This window comes from Schaalia odontolytica (assembly GCF_031191545.1).
In the GTDB taxonomy this organism is placed as follows: domain Bacteria; phylum Actinomycetota; class Actinomycetes; order Actinomycetales; family Actinomycetaceae; genus Pauljensenia; species Pauljensenia odontolytica.
Genome location: NZ_CP133472.1, coordinates 1213786 through 1233624 on the forward strand (window position 1 = coordinate 1213786; position 19839 = coordinate 1233624).

The 19839-nt window shown below is 64.0% G+C and carries 19 protein-coding genes; 7 read left to right on the forward strand and 12 right to left on the reverse strand.

Annotated features, from left to right (window positions below; genetic code table 11):
* Window positions 1-104: 104 nt before the first annotated feature.
* The 5 genes from RDV55_RS05195 to xylA form a co-directional block, all read right to left on the reverse strand.
* Complete coding sequence (locus RDV55_RS05195; protein WP_111823319.1) at window positions 105-1205, reverse strand: class II aldolase/adducin family protein; 1101 nt, start codon at window positions 1203-1205, stop codon at window positions 105-107.
* Window positions 1206-1370: 165 nt separating this feature from the next.
* Entirely contained in the window at window positions 1371-2828 is a 1458-nt protein-coding gene (gene nhaC, locus RDV55_RS05200; RefSeq protein WP_111823320.1) for a Na+/H+ antiporter NhaC, read from the reverse strand.
* Window positions 2829-2876: 48 nt separating this feature from the next.
* Window positions 2877-4058, reverse strand: coding sequence for a MalY/PatB family protein (locus tag RDV55_RS05205; RefSeq protein WP_111823524.1), 1182 nt, complete (start codon window positions 4056-4058; stop codon window positions 2877-2879).
* Window positions 4051-5421, reverse strand: coding sequence for a xylulokinase (xylB, locus tag RDV55_RS05210; RefSeq protein ID WP_111823321.1), 1371 nt, complete (start codon window positions 5419-5421; stop codon window positions 4051-4053). Before xylB ends, RDV55_RS05205 begins: the two co-directional genes overlap by 8 nt.
* Window positions 5422-5447: 26 nt before the next feature.
* The gene (xylA, locus tag RDV55_RS05215) at window positions 5448-6623 is read right to left on the reverse strand and encodes a xylose isomerase (protein ID WP_111823322.1); all 1176 of its coding nucleotides are present in this window, start codon (window positions 6621-6623) and stop codon (window positions 5448-5450) included.
* A gap of 265 nt (window positions 6624-6888) precedes the next feature.
* Here xylA and RDV55_RS05220 point away from each other — a divergent pair, with 265 nt between their 5' ends.
* Complete coding sequence (locus tag RDV55_RS05220; protein WP_111823323.1) at window positions 6889-8211, forward strand: ROK family transcriptional regulator; 1323 nt, start codon at window positions 6889-6891, stop codon at window positions 8209-8211.
* A 19-nt stretch (window positions 8212-8230) separates the two neighbouring features.
* Here RDV55_RS05220 and RDV55_RS05225 read toward each other — a convergent pair whose 3' ends face one another.
* The 7 genes from RDV55_RS05225 to RDV55_RS05255 all read right to left on the reverse strand — a co-directional run bounded on the left by RDV55_RS05225 (window position 8231) and on the right by RDV55_RS05255 (window position 13096).
* On the reverse strand, window positions 8231-8380 hold the full coding sequence (locus RDV55_RS05225; protein ID WP_165835838.1) for a hypothetical protein: 150 nt from the start codon (window positions 8378-8380) through the stop codon (window positions 8231-8233).
* Window positions 8377-9273: a hypothetical protein gene (locus RDV55_RS05230; protein ID WP_245907659.1), complete on the reverse strand. Its 897-nt coding sequence runs from the start codon at window positions 9271-9273 to the stop codon at window positions 8377-8379. The genes RDV55_RS05225 and RDV55_RS05230 overlap by 4 nt, the downstream gene beginning before the upstream one ends.
* 111 nt (window positions 9274-9384) lie before the next feature.
* Window positions 9385-10281: a hypothetical protein gene (locus RDV55_RS05235; RefSeq protein ID WP_245907660.1), complete on the reverse strand. Its 897-nt coding sequence runs from the start codon at window positions 10279-10281 to the stop codon at window positions 9385-9387.
* 2 nt (window positions 10282-10283) lie between these two features.
* Window positions 10284-11468: a WXG100 family type VII secretion target gene (locus tag RDV55_RS05240; protein ID WP_133256513.1), complete on the reverse strand. Its 1185-nt coding sequence runs from the start codon at window positions 11466-11468 to the stop codon at window positions 10284-10286.
* On the reverse strand, window positions 11468-11761 hold the full coding sequence (locus RDV55_RS05245; RefSeq protein ID WP_111823326.1) for a hypothetical protein: 294 nt from the start codon (window positions 11759-11761) through the stop codon (window positions 11468-11470). Before RDV55_RS05245 ends, RDV55_RS05240 begins: the two co-directional genes overlap by 1 nt.
* The gene (locus RDV55_RS05250; protein WP_111823327.1) at window positions 11758-12054 is read right to left on the reverse strand and encodes an SAV_915 family protein; all 297 of its coding nucleotides are present in this window, start codon (window positions 12052-12054) and stop codon (window positions 11758-11760) included. Before RDV55_RS05250 ends, RDV55_RS05245 begins: the two co-directional genes overlap by 4 nt.
* Window positions 12055-12187: 133 nt before the next feature.
* Window positions 12188-13096: an SDR family oxidoreductase gene (locus RDV55_RS05255; protein WP_111823328.1), complete on the reverse strand. Its 909-nt coding sequence runs from the start codon at window positions 13094-13096 to the stop codon at window positions 12188-12190.
* 801 nt (window positions 13097-13897) lie between these two features.
* Here RDV55_RS05255 and RDV55_RS05260 point away from each other — a divergent pair.
* From RDV55_RS05260 to RDV55_RS05285, 6 genes are all read left to right on the forward strand, one after another.
* Window positions 13898-14440 (forward strand): DUF4956 domain-containing protein, encoded by a 543-nt coding sequence (locus RDV55_RS05260; RefSeq protein WP_111823329.1) that lies wholly within the window; start codon window positions 13898-13900, stop codon window positions 14438-14440.
* 44 nt (window positions 14441-14484) lie between these two features.
* Entirely contained in the window at window positions 14485-15306 is an 822-nt protein-coding gene (locus RDV55_RS05265; protein ID WP_111823330.1) for a polyphosphate polymerase domain-containing protein, read from the forward strand.
* 109 nt (window positions 15307-15415) lie between these two features.
* Window positions 15416-17320, forward strand: coding sequence for a carbohydrate-binding domain-containing protein (locus RDV55_RS05270; RefSeq protein ID WP_111823331.1), 1905 nt, complete (start codon window positions 15416-15418; stop codon window positions 17318-17320).
* Window positions 17321-17518: 198 nt separating this feature from the next.
* On the forward strand, window positions 17519-17974 hold the full coding sequence (locus tag RDV55_RS05275; RefSeq protein WP_111823332.1) for a RidA family protein: 456 nt from the start codon (window positions 17519-17521) through the stop codon (window positions 17972-17974).
* An 82-nt stretch (window positions 17975-18056) separates the two neighbouring features.
* Complete coding sequence (locus RDV55_RS05280; RefSeq protein WP_111823333.1) at window positions 18057-18653, forward strand: DUF2249 domain-containing protein; 597 nt, start codon at window positions 18057-18059, stop codon at window positions 18651-18653.
* 198 nt (window positions 18654-18851) lie between these two features.
* Window positions 18852-19352, forward strand: coding sequence for an SRPBCC family protein (locus RDV55_RS05285; RefSeq protein ID WP_111823525.1), 501 nt, complete (start codon window positions 18852-18854; stop codon window positions 19350-19352).
* Window positions 19353-19839: the final 487 nt, after the last annotated feature.

The following is a 19839-nucleotide window of genomic DNA, read 5'->3' on the forward strand; positions in this document are numbered from 1 at the left end:
GGTGGCTCTCCCGTTCGCACATAAGGAAAAGTGTTTGGGGCATGTTCAGTGACATGCCCCAAACACTTTGATAACGAACGGTGCGTCCGGTTTTCCTCGATGGGTCAGGACCCCTGAGTGGCAGCTACCTTCTGGCGATAGGACTCAGCTTCCCAGTTCTCGATGAAGCCGCGCTCTCGATCATCCATGACGCGCACGCGACCGAGCAGGTTCGCATCCCGTGCCACGCGCAATGCGTCCAGGAAGGTGTGCAATGCGTTGTCTGAGGCCTCGTTCGTCATACCTGCCGCCGCTACGGCTAGTCCGGGAATGACAGCGACGATCGGCGCACGCCCGTGCTGGGCACGGTGCAGCGACACTTTCGCGGCCACGATGTCCTCAGTGTCGGTTGCTTCCAGAACAACGGGGAAGGAACCCGCGTACACGATCTGATCGGGGATCAACGGACCGCCAGGAGCTGAAGCAGCCGCTGATAGTCCGTCTGTCGATAGCGCGACACTCGGCGCGTCTACCGCGCGACGGAAGGCTTCCGCCACCCGGGATGGCGAACCCGACAAGGCGGTGCCGGCCTCGTCGATTGCCGCACGGATTGAGGATGTTAGGAAGTCGATCCGCTCGAGAATCGCATCCTTTGTCGGGCCTGAAACGATGATGCCGTGATTGCCGAGGAGCGTGATCGCCGGCGGGGGAGTGTCGTGCGTGGCCGTGAACGCGCGGCGACGCTTGTCGATAAGACGCGCGAGAGGAATACCTGGGTCCGTGTAGTCGACCCACAGTGCCTGATCACCCAGGATCTGCTCACAGAGCTCCTCGCCGCGCGTGTTGCACGTGATCGCGTTGGCTGTCAGAGGGTGCAGGTGGATGACAAGCGGGTCGGGAATAAGCGCGTGAAACAGGATTTCGACGCTCGGGCGGCGCTCGAACGCGCCACGCTGTGCGAGCTGCGCGGCCGCGCGAACGGGGTCTTCATTGCTGGGGAGCTCTTCAGGATGTTCGAGGGCATGCAGGAGGGTGGGAATGTCGAGCGGGACCAGGTCTTCCTCGCGCAGGGTTGCGAGCGGAACACCGCTGGGCTTGATGAGGAGTGTGTCACCATCCTTCGCGGATGAGTTTCCACCCCCTGAGCGCGTGTACTCCGTGTCTGAACCGATCTGGTTGGACAGCTCGATGAGTTGGGAGACGAGGTCTTGAGATGAAGTAGTCATTGGTCCTCCACAATGAGGATGAAACGTTTCATCTAAGGATATTGAGACGGGGTCTGAATGTCAAGACCGGGGCCATGTGCAACTACAGCGAAATGCTGAGCGCACCGCGCAGGCATAGAGGTGGGGGACCCCCACCCGGGGGTCCCCCACCTCAACAACAAACGCTCAGGCCTCCGCTTCGAGAGCCTTCTGCTCCTCGGGTGTGAGCTTAGCGATGCCGATGCCCGTGGCCGCCCACAGGAGGGCGAAGAAGATGGCGATCCAGTTGGAAATCGCCCAGGGCATGTAGGCCAGGGTGGCGACGCCCAGGGTGCCGGCCATGTAGGCACCCGCCGACGTCCATGGGAGGATGGGCTCCCACACGGTGGCCGCGTCCTCGATGGTTCGCGACAGGTTCTTCGGGTCCAGGCCTCGCTTGATGTACTCGCCGCGCAGCATCTCGCCCGGGATCAGCAGGGAGACCTGGCCGTTCGACGTGATGCCGATGACCGCCAGGCCAGTCACGATCGTCGACGCGATCAGCGCGAACGTCGACTTCACGGGAGCCAGTAGGCTCGAAATCAGCACGTCCAGCGACCCGGACACGGACACTGTGCCCGCGAAGGCGATCGCGCAGAAACAAATCAGCAGGACGCTCATCATCGAGTTCATGCCGCCGCGCTCCAGCAGGCGCGTCACGTCCTCGATGACGGAGTCGGCCTGGAAGCCGCTCTTGCCGACCATGTCGACCTTGAAGCCGTTCACGGAGGCCACGACCGAGTTCGAGAAGGACACTCCCTGGAACACGACCGCATTAAACATGGCGGTCGCGCACGACACCAGCATGACCGGCACGGTCGGCAGCTTCATCACCGAGCCGACGAGCACGACCAGCACGGGCACCAGCAGGAGCAGGTTCCAGTTGAACGCCGAATCGAGGGTCGAAAGGATCGTGCCGACCTTCTCGGGCACGGTCCCGCCCGACGACTGCAGGCCGAAGATCAGGTACACGACCGCCGAGGTCAGGAACGCCGGCACGGTCGTCCACATGAGGTGGCGAATGTGCGTAAACAGGTTCACGCCCGTCGCCAGCGACGCGATGTTCGTCGTGTCCGACAGGGGAGAAAGCTTGTCGCCGAAGTAGGCGCCCGCCACAATCGCGCCCGCCACCATCGGCAGGTTCGCGTCCATGCCGACCGCAACGCCCATGAAGGCGACGCCGATCGTGCCCGCAGAACCCCACGACGTGCCCGTGCACAGCGACACGATCGCCGTCACGACCAGCGCAATGAGCGCCAGGAACTGCGGGTTAATGATCTTCAAGCCGTAGTAGATGAGCATCGGGATCGTGCCTCCCGCCATCCACGTGCCGATCAAGGCGCCGACGACGATGAGGATCAGAACAGCCGGCATGGTCTTTGCGATCTTCTCGGCGATCGCGCCGATGATCTCGTCCCACGTGTAGCCCAAGGTCATGGCGACAATGCCGGCGACCACGGCCGAAGCGATGAGCAACGGCTCCACCGGGAGGCTCGCGGCAATGTAGCCGCCGCCCAAAAGGACGATCAGCGTGACCGCGGGAATGGCCGCGACCAGGAGAGATGGAGTGCGGTGAGCCCGCTTCTCCGAGGAGGTGACTGACATCGTCAATCCTTTCTATTTCATTGCGTCCGCGCGCCACTGCGCGTCCGCTTAGTTCGATGCGAGCGCCGCGATCGCCTCGCATAAGCGCCCCAAAGCCCGCACCAGGTCGCGCTCGGGAAGCGCCACATTGATACGGAAGAAGCCTTCATAGTCGGCCCCGAAGTCCTCGCCCGGGGACACCGCGACCCGGGAGGCGGCCACGGCCTCGTCGAGAGAAGCGGACGAGGCCAGGTATGCCCGGGCGTCCACCCACACCAGGTACGTGCCGTCGGGGTCGACGACACGAGCCCGAGGCAGCGCGCGGCGCAGGTAATCAACGGCCACGTGCAGGTTTGCGTCGATGCGATCGCGCAGCTCATCCACCCACGCCTCGCCGAGGTTCCACGCGGCGATCGTCGCGGGAATCGCGAAGAAATTCGGGTTGTGCAAGCCCATGAGGCGCTTAGCCTCCTCGAGGCGCTCCCCGAGCTCGCCGCGCACCGCGATCGCCGAGGCCTCCAACCCCGCGCTGTTAAACGTCTTCCCGGGGGACGCGCACTGAATGAGGCACCCCGACTCCCACAGGCGTGGCGCGACGGCCGCGAGCGGCCGGTACCGGTTCCTGCCCGGCCGTTGGAAATCCGCGTGAATGTCGTCGGAAAGCACCAGCACATCCCCCTGACGCGCGAGGGAAGCGACCATGTCCATCTCTCGCTCACTCCACACGCGGCCCGTCGGGTTGTGCGGGCTGCACCAGAGCAGCAGGTCCGCGCCCTCCATCGCGCGGGCGAACAAATCCTCAGGAATCTGAGGCATCTCGCCCGACAGGTCGAGGGGAACCCGGCGCAGCTCGCACCCGGCGCGCTCCACGACCTCGATGATCGGCCCGTACGCCGGATCCAGCGTCACCACGCGCGGAGGGCGCCCCAGCGACCCCGGCAAGACGATCGAGCACAGGGCCGACACGCACTGCACGATACGCGGGAAAAAGTGCACGGCGCCCTGCTCGAGCGCCCACCCGTGGCGGCGCTCCTGCCAGTGGGCAGCGGCCTCGCGAAAGTCATCGAAGACCTCCGTGTAGCCGAAAATCCCCTCCGTGCACGCGTCCACGATCGCGCGCGACACCTCCGGGCACGTCGCGAACTCCATGTCCGCGACCGATAGGGACAGCGCATCCTCGCCCAGGTGCGCAGCCAGCAAGTCCCACTTCGCGCTGTGCGTCCCCCAACGAGTGATCGTCTCGTCAAACATCGGAGCCACCCGCCCCCAGGTCCGCCACGTTCAGGGCAGCCGCCTGCTTCGCCGCCCCCAGGGCGACGTACTCGGCGGGGGAGGGGACCTCCACCTCGGCCCCCAGGATGCCCGAGGCCAGGGCCCGCACCGCTCTCGAGCGCGCCCCGCCGCCGACCATGACCACCCGCTCGATGGGCACGCCCTGCGCGCGCACCGCGTCCAGGGCCCCGCGCATGAGCGTCAGCAGCCCCTCGACCGCCGCGCGAGCCACGTGCGCGGGGTCGCAATTCGCCAGCGTCATGCCCTCCAACGTCGCCGTCGCATCCGGCAGATTCGGAGTGCGCTCTCCCTCGAAGTACGGGATCAGCCGCAGCCCACCCGCATTCGGAACTGACAGGGCCGCCTCGTCGAACTCCTCGTATCCCAGGCCCGTCACCCGCCTCATCGCGTCGATAATCCGCGACGCGTTCAGCGTGCACGCCAGCGGCAGCCACCGGCCTGACGCGTCCGAAAAGCCCGTGACCAGGCCGGATGGATCCGACACGGCAGACTCCGACACCGCCGCGACTACGCCCGACGTCCCCAGGCTCAGCATCGCCGCGCCCGGACCCAAATCCACGCCGAGGGCCGCCGCAGCGTTATCACCCGCGCCCGGACCCAAGGCAATCTCGCCCCAGCCGCGCGCCTCGTCCCCGCGCGCCACGACCTCGTACGGTTCCGCGATCCACGGCAGCACGACGCTCTCGGCCCGCTCCTCGCTGCAGCGCAGCGCCTGGGCGAGAATGTCACGCCGATACGCCGACGCCGACCGATCCACGTACCCCGTCCCCGAGGCATCCGACCGATCCGTCGCCAAGCCCTCCAACCCCAGGCGCTCGAAACCGCCCGCGATCCGCCACGTCAAGTAGTCGTGGGGTAAGCACACCGCGGCCACGCGCTGGGCCGCCTCCGGCTCGTGATCCGCCAACCACCGCAGCTTCGTGACCGTTAACGACGCGACCGGAACCGAGCCCGTGGCATCGGCCCACCAGGCCTCGCCCGACGACTCGCCCGCACGCTCTGCGATCAAATCCCGAGCTGCGCCCGCGCTCCTCGTGTCATTCCACAGCAGGGCCGGCCGAATCACCTCGCCCCGCTCATCCAGCACGACCATGCCGTGCTGCTGGCCGCCCACGCTGAGCGCTCGCACGTCATCCAGCCCGCCGGCCGCAGCCACGGCCTCGTTCAACGCGTCCCACCAGGCGCGCGGATCCACCTCGGTGCCCTCCGGATGCGGCGCGCGACCCTCGCGCACCACCTCGCCCGACACCGGATCCCATACGACCACCTTGCACGACTGCGTCGAGGAATCGACGCCCGCAACGAAAGGCCTCTCGCCCATCACACAACCCCTCGTCGAAGAGACGATCAGCCGATCAGGTGACGCATCGCCTGCTGGTACAGCTCCACGAAGTGGTACTCGCGCTCGCCCGCGGCCTGCGCGTCGAAGTCCTCGTAGGAGCTGCGATCCGCCAGGAAGTCCTCAAGGGATTCGCCCGCGGCCAGCGTGGATTCGCTCAGCTCGGGAACCGACGCAGCCTCGAGCAGCTCGCGGGTCACCGGATCCTCGCGGAACGCGCGGGCCTTCTGGGCGAGAGTCAGGTACATCTCGATGTTCGCGCGCGCGGACTCCCACACGCCCTCCATCCCCTCCGTGCGGCTCGGCTTGTAGTCGAAGTGGCGCGGACCCTCGTAGCGCGGGCCACCGCCCGGGAAGCCGTTCTCCAGCAGATCGACCGTGAAGAACGCGCTGGCCAGGTCGCCGTGGCCGAACGCCTTATCCTGGTCGTACTTGATGCCCGACTGGCCGTTGAGGTCGATGTGGAAGAGCTTGCCCGCGTTCAGCGCCTGCGCGAGCGCATGCGTGTAGTTCAGGCCCGCCATCTGCTCGTGGCCCGTCTCTGGGTTCAGGCCCACGATGTCACCGTGCTCCAGCTGCGCGATGAGGGCCAGTGCGTGGCCGACCGTCGGCAGGAAGATGTCGCCGCGAGGCTCATTCGGCTTCGGCTCTAGGCCAATCTTGAGGTTGTAGCCGCGCGACTTAATGTAGGCGGCGACCGTGTCCAGGCCCTCCTTGTAGCGGTCGAACGCCGCGTTCAGGTCCTTCGACGAGTCGTACTCCGCGCCCTCGCGTCCGCCCCACATGACGAAGGTCGTCGCCCCCATCTCCGCAGCCAAGTCCACGTTGCGCAGGATCTTGCGCAGGCCGAAACGGCGGATCGAACGGTCGTTGTTCGTCAGGCCGCCATCCTTGAAGACCGGGTGAGTGAAGGTATTCGTCGTGACCATCTCGATGACGAGGCCAGCCGCATCGGCCGCCTCCTTCACCTTCATGACGCGGTCGTGACGCTCCTGATCCGACGCGTCAAAGTCGAACACGTCATTGTCGTGGAAGGTAATGCCCCACGCGCCGACCTCCGCGAGCTTTTCCGTGTACTCCCACGGGTCCAGGACTGGGCGGGTCCCCGTGCCGAAGGGGTCGACCGCATTCCAGCCGACCGTCCACAGGCCGAAGGAGAACTTGTTGTCGGGGGTGGTTGTCATGGTGGTGTCCTTTCGAACGTCGGTGTTCAGTTGGAGGGGATGATGCTGCGTCGTCGGCGGCGCTGCGTATCGTTGTGTGGCGGCGGATGCTGGTGTGTGTTGTGCCCGCCTGTTTGGTCGCGCGGTCGTTGCGCACCGTGTTTGCGTCGTCACAATTTATTTGTTGTGGGGTAAAACTTAATATCTGCGTGCGCGTTCGTCAAGGCCCTCCGACAAGTCCGTGCGACGGGTGGGCACCGCTACCCTGACACGGTAGCCTGGGTCCATGCCGACCCGTTCCGACAGCGCCAACGACGCCGGCCGAATCAGTCGCGGCCCGGTCGCTTCACCGTGCCCCTCGGAGCGGGGGATGGGCGCTCAGAACCGCGGCGTGAAGTCGGAAAACGTGCGCGCATCCAACATGTCGACGGTGCTGCGCAACATCCTCGCCTCGCCGGGCGAGGTCACGCGCGCAGGCCTCTCGCAGCGCACCGGAATGACGCGCGCGACTATCTCGCGCCTCGTGGACGACCTGGTGGGTGCTGGACTCGTGCGAGAACTCGAACCTGGCGACGGCGGCGGCCGTGGCCGCCCGGCCAACCGCCTCACCCCCGCGGAGGGCAGCGCCGTCGCCCTCGGCGTCGAAGTGGACGTCGCGAGCCTCGATGTCATGCTCGTCGATATCGCAGGACGGGAGCTCGGGCACCGCCGGATTGAGAGCGATTTTGCCGACAGTGCGCCGGAGGAGACGATGGCGCTCGCGGCCCGAGAGGCCCACACTCTGTTAGAGGGCACCCTTCCCGATGGTGCCCTGTTCCTGGGGACGGGCGTTGGGTTGCCGGGCTTGGTGTCGCCGACCCGGCTGGCGCTCGCCCCGAACTTGGGGTGGCGAGACATCCCGCATGACCAGCTACTTGCCCCGCTCGCCGACCTGAACCCGGTGGTCGTCGCGAACGAAGCGGACCTGGCGGCCTACGCGGTTGCCTACACGGGACCGGGGGTGGCCGGTGGTCCGTCGACCTTCGTGTACGTGTCGGGTGAGGTGGGCGTTGGCGCTGGCATCATCGTTGATCATCGACCGATGAGCGGGGCGCGTGCCTGGTCCGGCGAAATCGGGCACATGTGCGCGGATCCCAATGGGCCGCTGTGCCGTTGCGGGGCGCGTGGATGCCTCGAGGCCTACCTGGGTGTGCGCGCCCTCGCCGAGCATGTGGGCGCCCCCGCGGGGTCCGGGGCACTCGGGATTCTACGTTGCGCGGGCCTCGTTGACGAGGCCGGGGTGAAGACCTCTGGGTCTCTTGGTGTGAGCGCGGAGCAGGAGCGTGCCCGAGCCGTGCTGGCGGAGGCCGGAGCGGCCCTCGGGCGCGTGTTGTCGGGGGTCATCAACGCGATGGACATCCCTCACGTCGTGTTGGGTGGAGCTGTCGCCGAGCTGAGTGACGCCCTGCTGGATCCGGCGCGCGAGGAAATCGAGACGCGCACGCTGCAGGCCCCGTGGTCCTCGCCGATCGTTGAGGTGCTGCCGGATTCTGCGTCGCTGACGGTTTGGGGTGCGGCGTTCCGAGTGCTGGATGCACTCGTGGACGATCCCGCTGCCTTCCTGGGTTAAGCGCGTTCTATTGGAGCGCTCACCAGTTGCCCAACCCCAGGTAGTACAGAGGGTGGGCAAAGAACGAGGCAATGGCCTCGCGGTATTCGAGCGGTAGCATTGGGTAGATGACAATGGCGGCCAGAACCGCGACGATCAGGCCGACGAGGATGCGTTTCTTGGACTTCATGCGTGCTTGCCTTTCCTGGTGGTGAGTTCTGAGCGCGCTTGGGAGAGGATGTCGTTGACGAGATCGACGCCCTGTGGTGTGGCTAGTAGCGGGCGGTCCTCAGGGTGCTCGTTGAAGTGTCGCATGAGGGCGTCGAGGCCGGTGAAGGGGATGCCGATCGTCCGGCAGCACAAGCCCCACGGACCGTCGTATGTGTCGGGGTCAGCGAGGAGATCAACGTGGTAGCTCGTCGTGCTGAGATCGTAGATCTTGACGTTGTGGTCCCACCGGAAGGAGGCGTCGCTGCCGCATCCGCTAGAGGTGGACTCCAAGTCTGCATCAACCGAAAGATGATGGGCCATATGGAAGGTGATTCCCTCCGTGGCCAAGGTTGTCGTCGACCTGTCCGACAGAGTGGCTGTGAAGTCTCGCAGCGGGTTCATTGAGTAAAGAAAATAGGCGAAACAAGCAGGAATCAAAGCGAAGTGAAAAGTGCGCACCAGCTCATGCGCAATGAACCCGGAAATGATGAAGAAGATAGCAAAGGCTGAGAAAAGTACGTAGCTAGCGAGACGTCCGATGGAGGTGAGGCGCTCACCTCGTATCACGACATGCCCGTCGACAAAGCTGATTCGTGGACGTAGGAAAGGAGCAACGGAGTCGCATGCCATCTGAGGAAAGCCCGCTGTCAAGATGAGTGAGACCAATATGACGACTGTGCGAAAGCTCTGAAAATGTGTAAGGCGGAAGATTCCTTCAACGATCGCTATACCGACAGCGAGGATGATGGTCCCAACTAGTGCACGTTTCCACTCGCTGCGCCTCCACTGGTCTTCGCCCGCGAGCGACTCATCGCGATTGGAGAAGATGTTGGGGAGGAATCCGCTGATCCCTCGACGTCGCGATCGTGCCACGGTTACCACCTAAGTTCGATGCGGTGTGGTGCGGTGAACGTTGCAGGTTAGCGTCAGTCGGTGCGCGGTGTCCAACAAACATCTGGTAGATGAGGATGCGTTTCTTGGACTTCATGCGTGCTTGCCTTTCCTGGTGGTGAGTTCTGAGCGGGCTTGGGAGAGGATGTCGTTAACGAGGTTGACGCCTTCCGGTGTGGCAAGTAGCGGGCGGTCCTCGGGGTGCTCGTTGAAGTGGCGGATGAGGGCGTCGAGGCCGGTGAAGGGGATGCCGATCGTCCGGCAGCACAATCCCCACGGCCCGTCGTACGTGTCGGGGTCAGCGAGGAGGTCAACATGAAGCTTGTCGGTGTTGATGTCGAAAATTCGCACGTTCTGATCCCACCGGAAGGAGGCGTCGCTGCCGCATCTGCTAGAGGCGGATTCCAGACGCTTATGGATTGACAGATGTGGAGCCGCGTGAAAGTCGATGCTATCTGGGGATAACACCGTTATTGAACGATCCTTGATGGTGTTTTTCAGGTCTTCTATTGGATTCTCAGAAAAGAGATGATAGGCAAAAAATGCTGCTACTACCGCAATGCCGATAGCTATCTTGAAGTTGTGTGATAGGAAACCGGACACGAGTGCTCCTACGACGGTCATGCAGAGGATCGCGTAGCTAGTGAGGTATCCGATGTTGGTGAGGCGCTCACCTTGTATGACAACGTGTCCGTTGACGAATCGAACATGGGAACGCAGATAGGGAGCTATCGAGTCGCATGTCACCTGGGGCACTCCAGCTACTACCGGAATTGAAGCCAGATAGACGACGAAACGGAAATCCCCGTAGTGTGTCAGGCGATAGATTCCTTCAACGATCGCTATCCCGAGAGCGACGATGACGATCGAAACTAGTGCACGTTTCCACTCGTTGCGCCGCCATCTGTCTTCACCTGCGAGCGACTCGGTGCGATTGGAAAAGATGCTCGAGAAGAATCCGCTGATCCCCGAACGTCGTGATCGAGTCATGGTCACCAGCCTAATCCGACGTAGTACGGCAGGTGCCAGAGAGTGTTGTCGATGCGTTCACGATACTCAAGAGGTACCTGTTTGTAAGCAACGTCGGCTAGATAGGCGGAACCGGCCGTCGCGGCCGCGGCAGCCAGTACCTCACCGCCAGCTAGAAAGACAGCAGGAGCAGTGAGTGTAACGGTAACTTCTGCTGCAACCGATGACCCGATGTATCCCCCAACGATGCCAGCAACACCAGATACTGCAGTCGCAGATGGCTCGTCGCTCGTTGCTACTTCGTAGGCAAGCAATAGATTATTGATTCGGTTGATGTTCTTTGCGGTTGTAGACGCAACGTTGGAAGCAGTGCGGTAGTCTTTCCTTGCTTCCATAGCCTCTGACAATCTCTGATTCATTAGGGGTGGAACCCTCTTCATTGACGGATTCTGCGCTACTCTAGTGAAGCGTGAATTAGCCTTTTCAAGTTCTTTAAGTCTTGTTTTTTGCTGTGCGCTCGTTGAACCTTCGAGTGTCATAGAAGCTAAGGTCCAGTGGGTCTTCAACTTCTCCAGTGTTCCGTCCTGTGTTTGTTTCATAAAAGGCTCTGGGGCATTGGCTTGCACGCTCTGTAGATGTTTAATTACCCATTGCTCGAGATCGTCGCGGACAAGACGGGCCTTTTCTCGGAGTTCGGCAAAGTCCCTTAAGCGCTGCTTGTGTTGCTCATATTCATAAATATCAGCACGGTATTGGTCTTGTTCTTGCATCGATGCGTTGGATGCTGGCATGGGTGGTTCTTGACCAAGAAGTGGAGGGGCAGCGATGTCGTATTCATTAATTACGTCAAGTCCGCATGCTCTGGCATTTGTGCGGATCGTCTCCATGTCGCGGTAGTGGTAGTCGAGCTGTTGCGCGTATGCGCGCATTGCTTCCCATGACCTATATGCAAAATCGGAGTTTTCCTCGGTTTTTAAACGAAAATCAAATAGTGCTTCTTCGTAGGCGTCAGCACTCTTTCCGGCCCAGTATTCGGGCATTGGAACGAGGGAATTCATCATCTCGATAAATGCATCGGAGAAGGTATTATGGAGCTTTTCGATGACTGCCGCAGCTTCGCGGATCTCTTCGGGGTTTCCATAAATTCTGGTATCTATGAGACCGACGGCGTCCTGGGGATGTCCTCCGTTTCCTGCCACCATTCCCATTAGCTGAGCTCCTGTTCCAAATTCAGAAAATAGTTTGTTACTTGTTCTTCCTCCTCTTTATGTTGTGCCACCAAGATTCGTAGGTTGTCCGCACTGCCTTGACATTTCTCGGCGAATGTCGTTGCAGCAAAATCAAGAGTGCCCAATATGTCGATGATGATGTCAGTGGCAATGCCGGCGTCAATAGATATGGGCAGTTTTGGTGGGATTTCTTTAGATGAATCTGCAAACTCTTCATACTTTCTTGCCATGTTGAAGATCATGTCTTCGGTGATGACGAGGTCTGCGGTCATTGCTGTTTCCGTTCGCGTGCTTCTGGCTCGAAATAACGATCAATCTCGATTGCGTCAAATCCTATTTCTTCTTTGAGTTCTGGAAGGCGCTTCGTTTCGATGAGACCCCACGGTTGAGTTTCGCCCAACCCGTCAAGCAATCGGTCAAGGGAAGTGTAAGCCAGGAGTAGACGTGCTTCGTTGAACATGTGAGCCAACGAAAAGCCGTACTCACCGTCAGACCGTTGGTCAATGGGTACATAAAGGACTGGAGGTGCAACCTCGGGATGTGTGTTCACGGACATGTGTTCCATGATTTGACACTAGCAGCAGCGTGATCGGAGTCGCAAGTATGGGTGAGGGGTGCGAACTAGCATAAGCACATAACGGAACCCTGTCCTCGTTGATGTAACGATGACCGGGCCAGCCGAGCCAAAACCGCGGCAGTCAGCGGCTGGGCACCAGTGCCGCCCGGGCGACCTCCTCGAAGGTGAGTGGGTCGCGGCCCGTCACGTCGCGCACCGTCGTGGAGACGACGTCCATCTCGCCGTGCGCGATCGACGTGTACGTTGACACCCACGAGTCGTACTCCCACTGGGCGGCCGGCCACTTCTTGCGTGACTCGTACGCCTCCTCGACGGTTTCGCGCACGTAGGTGACGGGGTGGCCCCACACGCGGGTGAGGATTGCGGCGATCTCGTCGAGGGTCAGGGCCTCGGGGCCCGTCACGTCGAGAGTCTGATTCTCGTAACGTGCCGGATCCGCCAGGACACCCGCGGCCACGCGCCCCGCGTCCTCGCGTGCGACCACGCCCACGCGCCCATCGCCGGCAGGCCCGAGGATGCGACCCTCCTCGTCCGGAAGCGCCACGAAAAAGTCCGCATAGAAGTTGTCGCGCAGGAACGTGTATGTCATACCCGACGCCTTGATGCGCTCCTCCGTATGGAAGTGCGTGCGTGCCAGCGTAAAAGTCGAGTCCGGCGCCGCATTCATAAACGACAGGTACACGATGTGGCGCACCCCGGAGGCCGCGGCGGCGTCGACGAAGGCGAGGTGCTTGGACAGGCGGTCCTCGCTCTCGGGCGCGGACACCATGAAGAGGACGTCAACGCCCTCCAGCGCGACCCGCGTCGTGAGCGTGTCCTCGTACGAGCACTTCACCGCGATAGCTCCGGGCAGCTCGGGAGCGCGCGACGGTGTGTTCGCGAGGAGTCGCAGGGGCAGGCCGCGCTCGGCGAGCAGTCGGGCGGCGGCGCCACCGACGTTCCCGGACGCGCCGGTGATCGCCAGGGATGGGAGGGACGAGGCCTGGGCCGGCTCGTTCGTTCGAGTGCGGGGTGCGGGGGCGTCAGTCATGTGGCCAGTGTGCCACCGGCGTCGCTGTCTTTGCGCACGCCACGCGAGGTTTGGGCTGTGGGCGTAGTGCCTGGAGAGGGTGAAACCGGGGACACCTTTGTGGCTGCTCGGTGAGGGGTGCATGAAACCCGTGACGCCTTTGCGGGCGGAAAATGGACCAATAATGGCCGTTTGTTGTTGACGGTGGTGCCAACGGTTACAAACCGGTGTGAGGGAGCATCGACAGAGGTGTCATTGGTTTCGGGCAAGTCGGCTGCGAGGGGCTTTTGTCCTCGTTGCGGTGCTTGTGGGTTGTGTCAGGGCCCGGGTTGCCACTACGGAACGCCCGATTGGAGGTTGCCGCGTGGCCTGCAGGGCATGGCCGGGCTTCGAGACGCGGCGCCGAGCTGCCGAACAGCGACCCGGCCCCACTGGTGTGGAGGGCGCCGGAGGGTCCGGAGGGCACGGGCGGGCTTCGAGACGCGGTGCCGAACGAAGTGAGGTCGCCAAGTCTCGCGGGCGGCCGGGCGCTCCGGCGCCTGGAACACCCGTGGGGCCACAGGTAACACCATCAATGGGGCGGCCCGCAGGCCACGGGCGCATCGAGCAGCCCGGCCTGACAACGCACACGCGGCGCACAGAACACCAGCGGCGCCACACAGCAATCAAAACCCCAGCAGATCAACGAAAAAGCCTGCACGAACAGCAGCATTCACAGCTTCACAGCAACACTCCCAAAAGTCATATGGGAAATATGAGAGCCTCATAGGTTCCTCATAGGGTCGGGTGAGGGAATAGGTGCATCGACAAAAGGAGACACCAATGACCGCCCCGATTCTCATCGCCATTGACCTGGCCGCCATGGCCGTCCTCGTGTTCGGCCTCTACTTCCCACGCCACCGCCGCGCCGACCTGGTCGCAGCCTTCCTCGGAGTGAATGTCGGTGTCCTGGCCGTCACGATGATCCTCGCGAACTCGACCGTCAGCGCGGGACTGGGCCTCGGCCTCTTCGGTGTTCTCTCGATCATCCGACTGCGTTCGGACCAGATCTCGCAGACGGAAATCGCCTACTACTTTGCATCGCTGGCCCTCGGACTCCTGACGGGCATGTCCTCGGAAGTGACAACGCTGCTCGGTGGGATGATCGCCCTGATCCTCGTGGCTCTCGCCTTCGGTGATTCGAAGCTCATCTTTGGCCGCTACACCTCGCAGACGGTTCAGCTGGATCGTGCGATCGCAGACCAGGAGGAACTGAAGGTCGCCCTCGAGCAGCGCCTCGGTGCCAACGTCGCCTCGGTCAACGTCGTCAAGCTGGATCTCGTCAACGACCTGACCCTCGTGGACGTGCGCTCGAAGGTCGCCTGACCCGCCGACCCGCCGCGCAGGCTCTGACAGCAAAGGAACCCCTCATGAACGCCACCCTGGACTCGATTGTCGCTGGCCTCAACTCGATCGGCCTCGACGAACTCAACAAACGCGCGGCGATGCTGACCCGAGTGGACCGCAAGTATGCGCTGGACGCCACCGCCGCCTCGGCGATCCTGAGCCATCTTCCTGAAGGCACGAAGGTTCTGCAGATCAACGGCCAGGTGTCCCAGGGCTACGCCTCCACCTACTACGACACTCCCGACATGGACTCGTACATGCTGACCGCGCTCAAGCGCCGCCGCCGCTTCAAGGTCCGCTCCCGCACGTACTTCTCGTCCGACGAGTCTTTCCTGGAGGTCAAGACCCGCGGACCGCGCGGAGTGACCGTTAAGAAGCGCATGCCGATCGCCTCGGACGAGGCAGGGGCCCCTCTCGCGGGTCAGCGCCGCACGTGGGTGGCCGGCAAGGTTGAGCCGACGGGCTACGCCCATCTGGTTCCAGCGCTTGAGCCGGTGCTCGCGGGATCCTACGAGCGCAACACCCTGCTCCTGCCAAGCGGCCAGGGGCGGGCGACGGTGGACACGGGCCTGACGTGGCGCTCGCTGCGCACGGATCGCACCGAGCTCGCCCGACCCGACTTGGTGATTATCGAAACGAAGTCGGGGGCAACCCCTTCGGTCGTGGACCACCTCCTATGGGCGAGCGGCGTGCGCCCCGTCAAGATATCCAAGTACGGGACCGCGATGGCCGCCATGCACCACCTGCCAGCGAACAAGTGGCACCGCACGCTCGACCGCTACTTTCACGAATACGTGGATGCGCCGCAGCTCATGGGTGCCGCGCACCTCGCGGTGGCAGCCTGAGCGTCAGACTGACAGACGCAACGCCGCCGCTTGACGAAGCGATAGCAATCGACAGGCAAGCGTTCGTCACAACAAATACAAGCGTAAATTGCACGAAAGAGACGTATCAATGAAAGCTCTTCAGAAAATCTGGACCCCCGCCCGGACGATCGGCGCTCTCGCCCTCGTCGGAGCCCTCGCCCTGGGAGCCTGCAGCACCACGGGCGCGACCTCCTCCGCTGGCTCGTCCACGGCCTCGGCCACCGCAGCCGTCGCCGCCGCCGGAAGCAACGGCGACACGACCGCGCCGCCCACCGCGGCCGACGCTCTGGCCTCGAACTCGGAGGCCTCCCACGTGGATGACAGTGACTGGAAGGCTTCGGACGCCGTCGACGTGACCCTGAGCGGCACGACCGCGACCTCCTCGTCCGACGCCGCGAGCGTGAGTGACGGCGTGCTGACCATCTCCAAGGCAGGCGTCTACCGACTGAGCGGCTCATTCAACGGAAAGATCCTGGTTGCCGCGGGTACCAAGGACCGTGTCGTCCTGATCCTCGACAATGCGACCATCACCTCCTCGACGGGTGCAGCGATCGAAGCGACCAGCGGCGACGACCTTGTCCTCTCTCTCGAGGGAACCTCAACGATCACCGACGGCACCTACACCGGCACGGAGGACGCGAACGCCGCGATCTACGCCGACATGGACCTGACGATCACCGGCTCGGGCACGCTCAACGTGACCTCCGGCACCTCGGACGCGATCACCTCCAAGGACGACCTGTACGTCCTGAGGGGCACGATCAACGCCACGGCCTCGGACGACGGCCTGCGCGGCAAGGACTCCCTGATCGTGGCCGGTGGCACCGTCACAGTCAACTCCGGGGGCGACGCCCTCAAGGCTGACCAGGACAACGACGACACCAAGGGCTACGTCTCCATCGTGGATGGCACGGTCACCCTGACCTCGACCGGCGACGCCATCGACGCCTACACCGACGCGATCATCACCGGTGGCACCCTGTCGATCACTTCGGGCGGCGGTGCGTCGGCTGGCGCGCCCGACTCCGGCTCGGCCAAGGGAATCAAGGCCGGCACCTACATCATCGTCGACGGTGGCACCACCACCATCGACTCCGGGGACGACGCCATCCACTCCGACGGCGCGCTGCGCCTCAGCTCCGGCACGATCACTGCTGCCTCCGGCGACGACGGCGTACACACCGAGGTCGCTGCCGTCCTGGACGGCGCGAACGTGACCGTCACCCAGTCGAACGAGGCCCTCGAGGGCGGCCTCATCACAATCTCCGACGGTACGGTTGACCTGACATCTACGGACGACGGCATCAACGCCTCCGGCTCGATCACGGTCGAGGCCGGCCTGGCCGCCACCGCGGAGACCGCCTCCGAGGACACGGCGAGCACCTCGTCGACCTCCGCGACCCAGGCGGGCCCCGGCGGCATGGCTGATGGCGGCGGATCCATGGAGGACACCGGCGAGCAGCTGAACATCACCGGCGGCAGCGTGACCGTCAACGCGAACGGAGACGGCCTCGACTCCAACGGCTCGCTGACCATCAGCGGCGGCACGACCACCGTCTATGGCCCGGCGTCCGGCGCGAACGGCGCCCTGGATTCCAACGGCGCCATGAGCATCACGGGTGGCACGGTCATCGCCTTCGCGACGAGCGAGATGGTGGAGACGCCGACCGCGACCGGCGGCCAGGGCTGGATCTCCGCCTCCGCGTCCGGCTCCGCCGGCTCGACCGTGACGATCACGGACTCCTCCGGTGCGGTCCTGGGCACCTACACCTCCCCCAAGGCCTTCGGAAACGTCCTGTACTCCACCTCCGGCATGACCAACGGCACCGCCTACACGGTGAGCGTTGATGGCGCCGAGACCTCGGTGACGGCTGGTCAGGGAGGCATGGGGATGGGTGGACAGCCCCCGGCGGGCGGCCCGGGACAGGGCGGCCAGCCCCCTGCCGGTGGTCCGGGACAGGGCGGCCAGCCCCCGGCCGCTCCCCAGGGCTGACGCCTCCGCAAGAGAGTGCGCCCCGCGTGATTGTCGACACGTGGGGCGCACTCGCGTCCGAGCTCTCGTCTCTTTCGACGAGGCATCGGCTGGGATCTCACGCCCGCGCGCTCGCCCGCCACCCCAGGGCAGAGCGCAACTAAACTGGGGCCATAGGGACGAGGCCCCGGCCTCGTCGATGGAACGAAAGGACCTCACATGCTCCCCTCCGAGAAGCTCGCCGAACTCGGCCTCGAACTGCCCGCCGTCGCGACCCCCGTCGCCGCCTACGTGCCCGCCGTCATCGATCGCGGTGTCGTGCGTACCTCCGGCCAGATCCCCGTCGTTGACGGCGAACCCGTGTGCATCGGCGCGGTCGGTGAGGACGGCGCGGACCCCGAGGATGCCAAGGACGCGGCGCGCGTGTGCGCCCTCAATGCCCTGGCCGCGGCCGCCTCCGTCGCGGGGGGCATCGACAACCTCGCGGGTGTCGTCAAGGTCGTCGGCTTCGTGTCCTCTCGCCCCGACTTCTACGGACAGGCCGGCGTCATCAACGGTGCCTCCGAGCTCTTCGGTGAGATCTTCGGCAGCCAGCACGCGCGCAGCGCCGTCGGCGTCGCCGCTCTGCCCCTCAACGTCAGCGTCGAGGTCGAGGCTGAGTTCCTCATCAAGTGAACGCGCGGGCGCGGCTGAGGCGTGCCTACACTGGGTGAGGTATGCCGAAATGGCCTTTCGGGCCGACAGATAAGGAAATGATATGACTGACCGTCAGATGTTCAAGCTGGTCGACGCCAACACCGTCCCCTCCGAGGACGGCAGCTGCGGGTGCGGCTGCAGCGGCGAGGGCAAGAAGGAACGCGCTGCCGCTGAGCAGGCTCCGGCTCCCGCCGAGCAGGCCCCCGACCAGCGTGGTGGAGGCTGTGGCTGCGGTGGACACGGTCACGGCCATGGCGGTGGCCACGGGCATGGCGCGCAGGCCGCCGAAGCCCCCGCCGAGCGTCCTCACGAGATGGCCGCTGAGCCCATCGCCTCCACAGCCGGTGGCTGTGGCTGCGGCGGTCACGGAGGAGGCCACGGGCATGGTCACGGCAAGGCCCACGCGGCTGGTGCCGGTGTCATCCACCGCCCCGGCGCGGACGAGCTGGTCATCCACTCGATTCCCCGCGTCGTGCGCCACGCGGTCCTTTTCGCCGCGGTCGACAACCTGCCCGTCGGCGAGAACATCCAGATCTGCGCGCCCCACCAGCCCGAGCCGCTGTTTGCGCACCTCCAGGACTCCGAGCAGCACTACCGCGTCGAGACCCTCGAGGTCGGTCCCGTGGATTGGCGCTACCGCATCACGCGCCTCGCCTGAGGCTGTTTGACGCGACGAGGCCGTGGCCGACTCTCCCTGCCCGCGGGGCCGGCCACGGCCTCGTCGTATCCGCATGCTGGTCGCGGGTGTGAGGGCACCCGCTCCCGAAACTGCTCGCGTGCCCGTTGAGTGCTGATGGGTGCCCGTTTGGGTCCCCATTCGCGTGACTGCGAGCGCTCGACCCGGTACCGTTGGTGTATGAGCTTCTTTGACATGACTTCTGACGCCGACGTTGAGGACGAGCTGGATCGCGTCGAGACCGACGTGGTCGTGGACTGCGACATCGAGGCCGCGTGGGTGCTCGTGTCGGAGCCGGGCTGGTGGGTCAACGATGGCCCGCTGGGTGACCACGAGGTGAGCCTCGGTGACGACGGCCTCTATCGCGTGAGCGACCCGGACGCCGGCGACTGGCTGATCGAGAAGGCCGACGAGGACCCGATGGACGTCGTCGCCTTCCGTTGGTACCCGCTGGCCGACGACGAGCTGCCGGACGAGTATGCGACCCGCGTTGAGATCTCGTTGTCCGAGGAGCGCGGCGGCGTGGCCATCCACGTGGAGGAGTCGGGTCTGGCGTCGGTGTCTGACGACGAGGCCGTGGCTCGCCAGGCCTACGATGATGCGATCGGCATGTGGGAGCAGGTCCTGCGCGCCGCGAAGACCTACCTTGAGGGCCGCAGATCATCTGAGCTTTCGCGCTGACGCGGGATAACCCGTGCAGGCAGCGCCGAAGCATTCCGTTGAGTGCGCGCGAATCGTCGGCGCGCGACGAAGCCGCGTGTGACGCCCCCGCAGTCGTGAGGCTGCGGGGGCTCTTTGATGCGTCTAGGTTCTCTAGGTTCTCTAGGTTTCTAGGTTCTATCTAGGTTTCTAGGTTCTAGTGGTGGTTGTCGGGGGGGGGTTGATGTCGTTTTCTTGTTGTCGCGTGCTTGTTCGTTGCTGGGTTCCTTGTTGTGGCGAATGGTTGTCGCGGTTGTTGCCTGATGTCGGGGCATCGTTGTTGGGGTTGCGTGATGCTGGGGTTACTTGTCGCGAGATTGTTGTTGTTGGGGTTACTTGTCGCGGGGTGCGGCTGTCGGTGGTGTCGCTACTCCTTGTCGCCGGATCAGCGCTCGCGACGTAGATGTGCGCGTGCGCGAATGATTATGTCCGCCGTTGTGCTCGTTGGTGAGGGTGCTGCACCCGATAC